Genomic DNA, 12,983 nt, shown 5'->3' on the forward strand with positions numbered 1-12,983 from the left:
TCATCCAATCGCGGAAGGCCCGAAGGTCCCCTCCTTTCCCCCGTAGGGCGTATGCGGTATTAGCAGTCGTTTCCAACTGTTATCCCCCTCGACTGGGCAGATCCCTAGGCATTACTCACCCGTCCGCCGCTCGCCACCTCAGAAGTAAACTCCCTTGTGCTGCCGCTCGACTTGCATGTGTTAGGCCTGCCGCCAGCGTTCAATCTGAGCCATGATCAAACTCTTCAATTAAAGTTTTGTTGTTTGACTGACGTCAAACGGCTCAATGAATTCTACTGTTTTGATTCGCTTTGCTCACTAATAAGCATTGCGTTTCAATTCATACATTACTGTATGTACATATTACTATGAACACTCAATCACGCTTCCCGTTAAGGAGAATGACTTGAAAACATTGATTTAAATTTTTGACTGCCAACCCGAAGGTTAAGCAGTTTCGATTAACTCAACACCTGTGAGTGTCCACACAGATTTGCTTGATAAATTGTTAAAGAGCATGGTTATCAGCTTATTCAGCGTTTAACCCTTGACCCCGCTGGGTCAGTGGATGCGCATTATAGGGATGTCAGATTTTACCGCAACCCCTTTGGCGCGAATAATTACGAAAAACGATTCAAGCGCACACTTTTTAAACTAAAAGTGTGTTTTAACGCCAATTTTATCGAATTTGTGCTGGATTAAGGTAAAAGATGAGGTTAACCCAACGCTAGAAATGACAAGAGCCAACCTATTGGTTAGCTCTTTATGCCACGTTAGATCGCTTTTAACGCAAGCTTCCATTCAACAAGAGCAATAACCCACGCTACTGGCTACTGTGATAGTAGCTACTTGAGATGAACTTATAAGCAAATGTTTATCTGCTTATAAGTAGTAGAACTCCAACTAACCCACGCTTTTTAAGTAAGACGGCACATCGGCAATACTGTCGAGTACCACAGTGGCATCACTGTCATCAGCAATAACCTTACCACTGCGCACTAATATACGAGTAGTCACGCCCGCCGCTTTCGCAGCCTGCATATCTTCGGCTTTGTCGCCAACCATGACTGAGTTCGCTAAGTCGATTTTTAAGAATTGCGCCGCATCATTAAGCATACCCGGCTTAGGTTTGCGGCAATCACAATCGACCTTATATTCCCCTATGCCTTTCTCGGCATGGTGTGGGCAATAGTAAATCCCATCGAGCTCGACCCCTTTGTCGGCAAAGTTCCAATCCATCCACTCCGTTAAGCTGTGGAATTGGTCTTCAGTGTACATGCCACGGGCAATACCGGATTGATTCGTGACGACAACTAACTTGTAGCCCATTTCTTTTAAAGAGAGGCAAGATTCAAACACACCGTCAATATATTCGAAGTCATCCACTAGGTGGACATAACCATGGTCTTTGTTAATCACACCATCACGGTCTAAAAATACTGCTCGACTCACTGTAATACTCCCAAATCGCCTAAGGCGTTATCGCGCTATTATTCCATTCATTATCAGAAATTGCACCGCGAAGTTATGCTTTTAGCGCTAAATTGCACGTTAGTGATATTTCGTGGCTGTACAGGCAAATCTCTATGCACAGCTTGTGTCTATGCGAGATAGCAATTGTCCCACCAAATCAGAGTACAAAAAATCCAGCAGTGGAATGTTAATGGCACTGTTTTAATCAAAATACTCAATCGAAGAAGCTGAACAGCGTTTTTACAAATAATTGCCACCGTTGCCATCGAAGCCACTCGCAAGTAATGCGCTTCAAATCGTAAGAGAAAACCACAAAAAAACCCCGTCTTTTGGGCATTGTTAGTCTCTTAGGTACTGCACTCAATCAAGCATTTCCCTTTATTTGTGGTGTTTTTAACGGTAATCTTGGGCAAATAACGAGAAAATACCCGAAATAGACGGAAATAATGAGTCGAACTACGCCTATCGTTCACAAAACCCGCACTCAGTTAGTTGTGGAAGTGCTCAGAGAGAGAATTCTTTCAGGTGACATAGCCGCAGGAGAACCCCTCAGACAAAGTGCCTTGGCTGAAGCGTTAAATGTCAGCCGTATTCCGGTGAGAGAAGCGTTATTGCAACTCGAAGCCGAAGGACTCGTTAAGTTTGAGCCCCATAAAGGTGCGACTGCGACCGTGTTATCCGTCGAACAAGTCACCGAACTTTTTGAATTACGTGCAATGATCGAAACCGATCTGCTTGCGAAAGCGATCCCACGACTTCAAGAGGCTGATTTAGAAAAAGCAGAACGTGTACTCGAACAATTGGAGTCGGCCTTCAAACATGAAGATGCCGTCGCCAGTTGGAGCGAGTTGAATACGCAATTTCACACTTGCTTATATCAGGCGGCTAATCGCCCACACACCCTTGAGGTTGTTCACGGCCTCAATACTAATTGTGATAGATACATTCGTTTGCAGTTATTGCTCGCGGGGGGAATTCCTGCCGCAGAGCATGAGCACAGGGCTTTGCTCAACCACTGCAAACTGAGAGAAACAGAAAAAGCGACGGCGCTACTGCGTCATCATATTCTGCATGCCGCAATGACAATTCGAGATCTCGTCGCCAAACAGGTGGTCTAGATCACGGACGGCCATTAGAGTTGCCGATAAGCTTTGTTGTCGATTCAAGGCAGCGCTCAGGTTCTGCCTTTTTTATTTGAGAGAAACCACCATGCAGTACGCCACTATCACAGGTTGGGGCAAATGTGTTCCACCAGCCACGCTGACCAACGATGATCTTGCGACCTTTATCGAGACATCCGACGAATGGATTAAATCTCGCACAGGGATCAGCCAGCGCCATATCAGTCATGTAAATACCTCTGAACTTGCTTCAGTTGCAGCACAACGTGCGCTCGCAGCAGCAGGTATTGATGGCAGTGAAATCGACATGATCATTCTTGCCAGTGCCAGCCCAGACACTTTGATCCCAAATATTGCATCCACTGTACAAGCTAATATTGGCGCCAGTTGTGCCGCATTCGATATCAATGCTGCCTGCAGTGGCTTCTTATATGGCTTAGGTTTAGCCAGCTCACAAATCAAGAGTGGCCAGAGTAAGAAAGTATTAGTCATTGGTGCTGAACGTTTATCTTTCTATTTAGATTGGTCACGCCGCGAAACCGCAGTGCTATTTGGTGATGGTGCAGGTGCCGTTGTGGTTGAAGCGACAGATGTTGCCGGTGGCGTGCTCGGTTATGAGCTGAATAACGATCCTGAAGGTCGTGATATTCTGAAAGCGGGCTTTGGCACGGCGATGGACAGATTCTCAGCCGACTCATTGGACTTTTTCATTGAATTCGATGGCCAAGAAATCTTCAAGCGTGCGATTAACGGAATGAATAAATTGAGCACTAAAGTGCTTGAAAAATGTGGTGTTGATAAGGATGAAGTGGATCTCGTGATCCCGCATCAAGCCAACGAACGTATTATTGATACCTTAGTTAGCCGAATGAAAATCCCGAAAGAAAAAGCCTTCGTGAACATCGCTAATTATGGCAATACCTCGGCGGCGACGATTCCAATTGCCATTTGTGATGCGTTAGAACAAGGCATTATCAAGCCGAATCAAACCATACTCTCTTGTGCCTTTGGCGCAGGCTTAACCTCTGCCGCACTCTTGCTGCAATGGGGAAATCGTGTCACACCTATCAATATCAGTGATGCCGAGTTACCGCCTTGTGATAAAACAGGCATAGAGTTAGTTAAACGCGCTGTAGATTATTTTTGTAAGCCGTAAACGGTTTCTGCAAAACGATTACATAGTGTTTCACTAAAACAAAAAGCCATCTTAAGCGATGGCTTTTTTAGTTTATGACGACAGAACTTATTCATTCAGCTTACTAATGATCATCTCATCCCAATAGATAGCTTGATTAAAATGTTCGGCGAGTTTTTGATTTAACTCGTTAAAGCCTTTAATCACGCCTTCGCTGCCACTAATACAAAACCAGACAAATCGATGGCAATTATTGTCGAATAAATCATATTCCCGATACTGATAAATCGCCTGTTCAGCACGGGGCAACACAGACTCGGCAATAAGAGGCTGATGTTGGTGATTACAGGCAAGATAGATTTGGCTACTGGTCCGTCCCGCTAAAAAACGCTTTACCGATACAGCTCGCACCAGCCCTGAGCCATGTAACTCTACGAGGCAATCATCACCAAGCCAAATGCCAGTATGCTCAATCACGCCAAAAACATAACAACAGACGATACTGCCAGGAATTGGCGATACTTGTTTTAATCCCTTTTGCCATTGACTCGGCGGTGCCACCATAGCGCGATTGGCAACGGGGTACTTAGGGGCCTTACCGAGTAATCTGTCACGCTCAAGCTGTTGACGCTGCTGGCGCTCATCGGCCAGCAAAACCGCACCGATTACGGCACCACCCACCCAAAGTAAAGGTAACGGCATCATATTCTCCTACACACTCAACTTAGTAGAGTGAAGTACAAGTTGGTTGGATTGCCAAGTTAACGGCAGGTTGAATTTGAACAGAGGATTAAATGTCAACTGAGTTTAGCTTGTCAGTGATTAACCTAAGATGAAATCCAGGTGAAACCAATCCATCTCAAATGGATTCACTCACCACAAAGAGTGATTTCAGTTAACACTGACTAAGTCGATTTTTGCAATAAATCAGCCACGGTAAGCTTTGCCGCACCGCCCATGGCGGCCATTTGCGCGAGTAATAATTCCCCACAAGCTAAGGCATCGGTCAGCGCGCTATGGGCTGTATAAATGGGTAAACCGTAACGTTCGCGACAAGCACCGAGACGCAAACTCCCCTCTTTAATCACTGAATGTTCCCGTAGTAAACGGTGTTTTTCAATCATTAAAGTATCGATTGCAGGTAAAACAAGGGCTTGATGATAAATCGTCAATAAATCCTGCTGTAAAAAACGACAATCTAAAGGGGCATGATGTGCCACCAGCACGCGTCCATAGGTTTGATTGATAAACCAGCCCATGGCTTCCTCAATGGTGACGGCTTGTACCAAATGATTATCAAGAATGCCGTGGATCGTCGCACTTTGGCCTACACTACCGCGAATTTGCACTAACTTTTGCTCGGCGCGTGCCAACGGGATCTCACCGCGCTCAATCGGCACCAATCCAATGCTGAGAATTTGGTCTTGCTGTGGATTGAGCCCTGTCATCTCCAAATCCATCGCCGTTAACGGCGCTTCGGATAACGGCATTGCCAGCAGAGGCAACAGCGACTGATAATAGCCTTTAAATAAATGATGTTGGCAACGCAGCGCCCGCCAATTGAGCTGAGTTTTCAGCAATAATGTATTCATATCAAAAACTTCGCATAAATTTCATCTTCATCCCCGCCTGCGCCTCATGCACGACTTTAAAAGCGTCACGTAACTGATGACGAACCAGCGAAGATAAATGCCCAGGCAGCAAATAATTACTCACCTCTACCCCTTGATTATGTTGATAACCTTGGTTCGATAACCGCATATGAGCGATAAACTCGTGGGCATCAGCCAAATTGAGCGCATCTTGTCGATTGAGGATATTCGCATCCATCAAGGCACGAATACGTTTTGCAGTATTCACTTCTTTAATGCCCGCAGACAAGGCATAAACACGGGCAATATCGTTAATCAAAGCATTGCCCTTATGCTTCAAATCTATGCCTTTAACTTCACTACCATCCCGCTCGAGTACAAATTTGCGGAAAAATCCTAGCGGCGGCGACTCCACCAGCGAATTGCCAGTCATACCCGCGAGGAAAATATCGTTATCGCGGGTTTGAGCTAAGACTTTATCCTGTAAGGCATCAAACAGGGTTTGTGGACCGTAAACCGATCGCATATCGAAGAAGATGCTGGCGTGCATTAACGCCTTAGGCTCAGGCGTTATGACCCATTTTTCAAATACCTGTTGCCACTGTTTGAGTGACATCCGCCATTGGGGATTTTGCGCCATAATATTGCCGGGACAAAATTCATAACCGCATTGGTCAAGCCCTGCGCACACGGCATGGGTTAAGGCATCAAAATAACCTTTAGCAAAATCATCCATCTCTTCTGCGACTAACAAGCCATTATCTTGATCTGAACACGCAGCCTGATCTTGTCGTCCCTGGGAGCCAAATGCTAACCAGCAAAAGGCCATTGGCGGTTCACCAAGCAATTGTTGATTGAGCAAGATTAATCGCCGCGTCAGCGCATCGGTGACAGAGGTTAACACTCTGCCAATTTCTTCAGCTCTGGCATCGGCACTAATAAGATTTTGCAGCAATAGGGGAATTTGCTTACTGACACCAATTAAACTGGCAAGATCCTGCTGCCGTTCAATCTCACCAATCAACAGTAGCGGTTGTGAGCCCTGCCCGCGCAAGATGTCGGTACTGGTCACCATACCGATAGCTTTATCTTGATCGATAATAGGTAAATGATGAATGTTATGCTCACTCATCAGCAGCATGGCTTCAAAAATCAATGCATTGGAGGAAATAGAGATAGGTGAAACCGTCATGGCTTGATGCACAGCAACGCTGCCATCAAGCCCTGCTGCTAACACGCGATTACGCAAATCCTTATCGGTTAAGATGCCAACCAATTTATGATTATCCGTCACCAATAAGGACGATACTCGGCGATTTCGCATCAAGAGTGCCGCCTGAGTCACGCTAGCTTGGGCATCTATAACGATGGGAGTGGAAGACATCAAGGTACTTATCCGACTTGTGGTCGTCAGATCCTTTGCCTTAAAGCGGGCCTCATGGCGTAAACGCTTTGCGAAGGCGCGGGTAAAAAACTTATCGAAGTGACGACTCTCACTCCTAAGGCTATCAAACAAGGCTTGGGGCAGATGATAAACTAGACCGTCTTCAAGAATAGCGACTTTATTAACGACTTTTTCCCCTGATAACAAAGTAGAAAAGCCAAAAAACTCACCCTCGCCCACTCTATCCACCAACACGCCGTCAGGATCGCGCACCTCAAAGGCGCCGCTACGCACCATATACAACTTAGGCGAATTCGCGTCGAAATTAACATAACCAGAGGCTTTGCTGTAATACCCAACAGTAACAGCCTTAGCGCAGCGCACGACTACATCCTCAGGCAGAGCATCAAAGGGCACAAGTCCCTGTAGAAATTGCACTACGGGTTGTAACTCACTGGCATTCATAGGCAACACCTTCTTTAGGCGAATTTTTACTGAGATGTCATCACTATAGCCTGCATTGTCGCTACGCTACATTCGACTAAAGTCAGCCGCAAGCATAATAAAGTGACTCCCCACAGAGTGATAAAGGCAGGCCAAAAGAGGCAATAAAAAAAGAGCGCCGAAGCGCTCTCTTGTGTTGATACTCATCATTACGCAGTAAGGTTAGTGGCCGCTTGCTTCACCCGAACCTTTAGGGAAACGAATAGATTCAACCATCTCCTGAACATGCAGTGGTGTTGCCGCAGTGACTCGACTCACTATCGCTGCCACACCGAAGTTCACTAACATGCCTACCATACCAATACCTTCTGGTGAAACACCGAGGAACCAGTTAGCAGCTACGTTAGCCGTTGGATCAACAAACTTGAAGTAGATGATATAACCAGCAGTAAACAGTAGACCCGTTAACATACCGGCAATCGCACCTTCTTTATTCATTGTCTTAGAGAAAATACCCATAACAATGGCAGGGAACAGTGAGGAAGCCGCTAATCCGAAGGCGAATGCCACCACTGCCGCCACGAAACCAGGAGGGTTCACCCCAAAGTAACCCGCAATCACAATGCCGATACCTGCCGCCAAGCGAGCGTATAGCAGCTCTTTTTTATCGGAAAGGTTAGGCATTAAATTCTTTTTCAATAGGTCGTGTGAAACCGACGTTGAAATCACCAATAGCAAGCCTGCAGATGTTGATAACGCTGCTGCTAAACCACCCGCCGCCACGAGGGCGATAACCCAAGCTGGTAAATTAGCGATTTCTGGCGTAGCAAGTATGATAATATCGTTATCAATCTTCATTTCATTTTTGCTAGCGGGATCTTCAATCTTACCTGACGAATAGTAAATTTTACCGTCGCCATTTTTGTCATCCCACTTAATCAAACCGGTTTTTTCCCAGTTCTTAATCCAATCTGGTGCAGACTCATAAGCCACACCTTTAGAATCGGGACCGTTAATAGTTTCAATCATGTTCACGCGGGAGAACGCTGCTAACGCAGGCACTGTGGTGTACATAATCGCAATAAAAACAAGCGACCATCCGGCAGTGATACGTGCATCTTTCACCTTAGGTACAGTGAAGAAACGCACGATAACATGGGGTAAACCCGCAGTACCCACCATCAAGGCACCCGTAATACAGAACACATCTATCATGCTCTTAGAGCCGTCGGTGTAAGGTGCAAATCCGAGCTCAACCGAAACGTTATTGAGTTTTTCTAACAAATACACACCGCTATTATTGCCAGCGGCATCTAGTAACTCAGCACCAAAACCAATTTGCGGAACTAAGTGGCCTGTCATCATCACTGAAAGGAAAATAGCCGGAACCATAAAGGCGAAAATCAGTACGCAGTATTGGGCAACCTGAGTGTAGGTAATCCCTTTCATACCACCGAGTACCGCGTAGAAGAACACGACCGCCATACCGATATATACGCCAGTATCCACCTCCACTTCAAGGAAGCGCGAGAACACAACACCCACACCGCGCATTTGCCCTGCAATATACGTAAAGCAAATAAAGATGGCACAGATAACCGCTACAGTACGTGCCGCCTGTGAGTAATAACGCTCACCGACGAAATCTGGCACAGTAAACTTACCAAATTTACGTAAATACGGTGCCATACAAAGGGCAAGCAATACATAGCCGCCCGTCCAGCCCATCAAGTACACGCTACCATCGTAACCGACGAAAGACACAATACCCGCTAACGAAATAAATGACGCCGCTGACATCCAATCTGCCGCCGTTGCCATACCGTTCACCACAGGGTGAACACCGCCGCCAGCAACATAGAACTCTTTGGTTGAACCCGCACGGGTCCAGATTGCAATCCCAATGTAGAGCGCAAATGAGAGCCCTACGATAATATATGTGAGTGTTTGAACATCCATCTCAAAGCTCCTTAGTCTTCTTGTACGTTATATTTTTTATCTAAGGCGTTGGCTTTTGCCGCGTAGACAAAGATAAGCACAACGAATACATACATAGATCCCTGTTGTGCAAACCAGAAACCTAATTTGAATCCCATGAAATGGACTTCATTGAGTACATCAACCAATAAAATGCCGCATCCAAAAGAAACTGCCGCCCAAATGGCTAATAAGCTCAGTACGAGACGAATATTCTCGCGCCAATAACCCTTTGCCTTGTCGTTGTTTTCAAAACCCATAGTGACTCCCCTGTGCTGTTTTAATTTTAAGTCATGTTTAATCTAGCAACAGCTGGTGTGAGCACAATCACGACTTTCGTCTAACCCGTGATTCAAAACACTGTCCGAAAATAGCGAATAGAAATAAATTCAAAGAGTTAACAATGATATTACATTTTGATACGGTTTTAACTTTTTTAACAGGTTAGACCAATGTCGAACATGAATGAGTGGGATGTGTATGGAGAAAGAGGATTTTCATCCAATAAATAGAAATAACTTATTGTCTGAACTAGGGAAATTAGAAATTTAAATGACCTTTAATACGGCTCTAGACTGGCTAAAAATCAGATAATTGAGATTTTTAGCCTAGATTATTGAGAATTTTAATCATGAGTTCCTCAATTAATTAGAGACGTTAAATTTCTCATCAAACCTAGGTCAGCCTAATTGCTTACCGTTTTATTTCATCATGTCATTTCGTCAAAATGTTAGGGTTTGACTCATAGTCACCTTGCAGGTTAACAACAAAAAATAACCCAGCCTATGCTGGGTTACTCAATCTACTTTGAGGAAACGTGACTAAAGGTTACTCGCAAAAAGCTACTTTCATCGCATGATAAATCACATGCCGTCCGTCTATAAAATGCCGTTACTTCGCAGCTAAAAACTTCACTAACGCCGCCAATTCTTCTGCGGTATGTGCGGTTGAGGTCAGCATATAACGGCCATTAACCAGTAATGACGGTACCCCCTTGATCCCAGCAAGCTCAGCTTGAGAGTCATAATTCATTAGGGTGAATTTAGCATCGACGGAATTCATCGCGGCATCGACATCATCAGCCTTAGCGCCTTGGGCAAGGAAAAAGGCTTTTACTTGCTCAAGGGTGGTAAATTGCTCACCTTTCTCATGAATTTGCTTAAAAATGGCACCATGGGTTTGCTTAGTCATCTTTAATTTTTGCGCCATATAATAGGCAAACTGGCTCAATTCCCAAGCGGGACGACCTGCACCAACGGGGGTACGCTCAAAGGCCACATCTTTGCCAAGCAGCTTTACTGTCGACTCAATGAGCGGTTCTTGCTTATAACAATGTGTACAGTTATAAGAAAAAAACTCCCGCAGCACTGGCTTTTGTGCTTCGGTAATGCCCGACACAGTGACATAATCTTTGCCTTCTTCGAAGCTTGCGGCCTGCAGGGCAAAGCTGGCACTCAGCATTAATCCGCACGCAAATACTGCTATAGGTCGAACTCGATTAAACACGCTCATTATATTGTCTCTTTTTATTCGTCGTTTGTTTAAATAAGGATGACACATTTGCTCAAGCAAACTTGGGACCCAAAGATAACCTAAAAGTTCGACTTTTACCTTTTACAGTAATGAACCTTTCTCAACATGCCGCTAGCATATCCAGCGGCGAAACATACTGATATCGAAAGCCTAAATCTGTGACAATCGCGTCAGCTTGGATGACTTTACTCGGCATAGATTGTTGATTAAATTCTGGCGCGACTAAACCTAGAGATTCGGCAGCAGCTTGATAAAACTCAGCTTTAGTCGGATGTGAAGGTGCGCAAAGATTATAAATCGGCGCCACTGATAATCCAGAATGAGTTGCCGCGAGAATTGCGCTAACGGCGCGCACACAGTCACTAAGATGGACTAAATTTACCGCGACATTCGCCCCACTCACATCGGTTTTTCCAGCAAGAAAACGCCCAGGATGACGTTTAGGACCGACGAGTCCAGCAAAACGAACGATACAGGTATGGGGCAATGCTTGAAATAAAGCTTCAGCATCTAACAGCACTTGGCTATCGCTTGATTCTGCCATCGCATCGGCTTCTGTCATCAATTTATCTTGGGTCGGATATACGCCCGTAGTGCTGATAAACACAATCCGCTGATATTGCCAGCCTTGAGTTAATGCGATGAGTTGTTGTAATTCTTCAAGATAAGCGGCATTACCACGCTTTAGCCGTGGAGGAATATTGACCACCAGATAATCAGTCTGAAATAAACCGCTTAACGCCTGAGCATCGGGGGCAGAGGGTGCTTCGTGGCCCAATTGCAGCGGATAGGCTTCAATCCCGACTTCAGTTAATACCGATAATTCTTCGGCACTGCGCTTACAGCCAGTGACTCGATAGCCCTCATGGACAAGTTGCTTTGCCAAAGCAAAACCAAACCAACCACAACCGACCAAAGCAACACTGGATTTTACTGCGCTGTTTTCTGCTTTTACATTCGCCATATTAGCCCTAAGGGAATCACATCAGCGGATAGAATACGGAACTTAGCGCATAAGATTCAAGTTTGTAGCGAACTAAAATAAAAACTAATCCCTTTATCGACTTGTAAGGTACGAATCGCCCCCTCGGACAACTCTTCCGCCTTGATGGCTTTTTGCACTGTTACGCCTTCATTACTTAAAAAACGCAGCGATGGCTCACTGCCATCCTCTTTGCAGGCCCACACTTGGGGTTGACTCACATCTTTAGTCGTCATCATGACTTTTGCAATACAGCCATCGGAGAGTTTCACTATGGTTCCTGGTGGATAAATACCGAGAATTTTAACCAAAATAGCGATTAAAGATTCGGCATGTTTAGTGGCCCGATTCTTAAACAAATAACCTAAAGCGACTTGAGGGGAGGATATTTGTTGACCACTGAGCTGTTGATCGTAGTCATTTGCCAAACTTACGATCTGCGTAATGATAGGAATTTTATGGTCAGTTAACCCATCAGGGAAACCTGAACCGTCAATAAACTCATGGTGGTGTAGCACAATGTGGAGTACTTCTTTAGGGAATAATCCGGAACGATTGAGCATGTCATAGGCGAAATTAGGGTGCATTTGCAGATAATTTGACTCATGAGGCGTTAAGGCTCCGCGCTTACGGCGAATAACATCAGGTACCTTAAGTTTTCCAATGTCATGTAACAAACTACCAAGAGCAATATCACGCAGTTCCCTTGGACTTAAATCCAGTGCATGGCCCATCATCATTGCTAATACTGCCACAGAGACCCCGTGCTGGGTCACACTGACATCGTTATCATCCATTCCGACCAAAGTGAGGAAAGGTTTTTCAACTTCCTGCAAATGGCTTAGCAAGTCTTCTACCAATGACGCCGACAATCGATAGGCACCTTCGGGATCACTGGCTATCTTGCCAAATACATTTCGGCAGTTATTTACATTCTCAAGGAAACGCTTTTGGCTTAAACGTATCGCCTTACGGGTATCGGCCTTAAGATCTCGCTCAGGTGGAACTTCAATTTCATCTTCAACATCCTCATCTTCCCTAACAGTCTCCGATCCGGGATTCAATTCAGATAACAAAAAAACATAGGGAACGCCTAAGCCACGGATCATTTCGATTTGAGCGGCACTGCTAATATCAACACGGTTAAATAAAAAAGGGTGGTTCGTCCATGACAAAGGCAACTTGACTCTCATGCCAAGTTGAATTTCTGACAGTAACAACTTTTTTTGAGGTACTTTTGCCACGCAATATGACTCCTTTCAAATGTAATGTGGATATAAACAGATGGCCTCATCTGCGTATCCAACAGGGCACATTTAAGCTAAGTACATATAACTATAGATGATTCAAAGCATTCAATGGA

11 protein-coding genes and 1 rRNA gene are annotated in these 12,983 nt (G+C 45.1%); 2 read left to right on the forward strand and 10 right to left on the reverse strand.

The window, feature by feature from the left end; all coding sequences use genetic code 11:
- Together L5L91_RS13425 and gmhB are read right to left on the reverse strand one after the other, a co-directional pair.
- A 16S ribosomal RNA gene (locus L5L91_RS13425) occupies positions 1-231 on the reverse strand; the annotation flags it as partial.
- A gap of 651 nt (positions 232-882) precedes the next feature.
- Positions 883-1,431 (reverse strand): D-glycero-beta-D-manno-heptose 1,7-bisphosphate 7-phosphatase, encoded by a 549-nt coding sequence (gene gmhB / locus L5L91_RS13430; protein WP_263198400.1) that lies wholly within the window; start codon positions 1,429-1,431, stop codon positions 883-885.
- Between the two features lie 467 nt (positions 1,432-1,898).
- On the opposite strand from gmhB, the gene L5L91_RS13435 reads away from it, so the two are divergent.
- A complete protein-coding gene (locus L5L91_RS13435) occupies positions 1,899-2,570 on the forward strand; it encodes a GntR family transcriptional regulator (protein ID WP_028760950.1) in 672 nt (223 codons plus the stop codon).
- A 91-nt stretch (positions 2,571-2,661) separates the two neighbouring features.
- Positions 2,662-3,729, forward strand: a complete 1,068-nt coding sequence (locus L5L91_RS13440) for a ketoacyl-ACP synthase III (protein WP_028760951.1) — start codon at positions 2,662-2,664, stop codon at positions 3,727-3,729.
- 87 nt (positions 3,730-3,816) lie between these two features.
- Here L5L91_RS13440 and L5L91_RS13445 read toward each other — a convergent pair whose 3' ends face one another.
- From L5L91_RS13445 to L5L91_RS13480, 8 genes are all read right to left on the reverse strand, one after another.
- Positions 3,817-4,410 (reverse strand): lecithin retinol acyltransferase family protein, encoded by a 594-nt coding sequence (locus L5L91_RS13445; protein WP_263236848.1) that lies wholly within the window; start codon positions 4,408-4,410, stop codon positions 3,817-3,819.
- A gap of 203 nt (positions 4,411-4,613) precedes the next feature.
- A complete protein-coding gene (locus L5L91_RS13450; RefSeq protein WP_263236850.1) occupies positions 4,614-5,300 on the reverse strand; it encodes an exonuclease domain-containing protein in 687 nt (228 codons plus the stop codon).
- A 1-nt stretch (position 5,301) separates the two neighbouring features.
- Complete coding sequence (locus L5L91_RS13455) at positions 5,302-7,149, reverse strand: DUF294 nucleotidyltransferase-like domain-containing protein (protein ID WP_168824135.1); 1,848 nt, start codon at positions 7,147-7,149, stop codon at positions 5,302-5,304.
- Between the two features lie 201 nt (positions 7,150-7,350).
- The gene (locus L5L91_RS13460; protein WP_263236852.1) at positions 7,351-9,087 is read right to left on the reverse strand and encodes a sodium:solute symporter family protein; all 1,737 of its coding nucleotides are present in this window, start codon (positions 9,085-9,087) and stop codon (positions 7,351-7,353) included.
- A gap of 11 nt (positions 9,088-9,098) precedes the next feature.
- Positions 9,099-9,365: a DUF4212 domain-containing protein gene (locus L5L91_RS13465; RefSeq protein ID WP_219234399.1), complete on the reverse strand. Its 267-nt coding sequence runs from the start codon at positions 9,363-9,365 to the stop codon at positions 9,099-9,101.
- Positions 9,366-9,996: 631 nt separating this feature from the next.
- Positions 9,997-10,617: a thiol:disulfide interchange protein DsbA/DsbL gene (locus L5L91_RS13470; protein ID WP_263236855.1), complete on the reverse strand. Its 621-nt coding sequence runs from the start codon at positions 10,615-10,617 to the stop codon at positions 9,997-9,999.
- A 121-nt stretch (positions 10,618-10,738) separates the two neighbouring features.
- Entirely contained in the window at positions 10,739-11,602 is an 864-nt protein-coding gene (locus L5L91_RS13475; protein WP_263236856.1) for an NAD(P)-binding domain-containing protein, read from the reverse strand.
- A 56-nt stretch (positions 11,603-11,658) separates the two neighbouring features.
- Positions 11,659-12,864: an HD-GYP domain-containing protein gene (locus tag L5L91_RS13480; protein WP_131523554.1), complete on the reverse strand. Its 1,206-nt coding sequence runs from the start codon at positions 12,862-12,864 to the stop codon at positions 11,659-11,661.
- Positions 12,865-12,983: the final 119 nt, after the last annotated feature.

The sequence above is a fragment of the Shewanella sp. SM55 genome (assembly GCF_025654025.1).
Lineage (GTDB): Bacteria > Pseudomonadota > Gammaproteobacteria > Enterobacterales > Shewanellaceae > Shewanella > Shewanella oncorhynchi.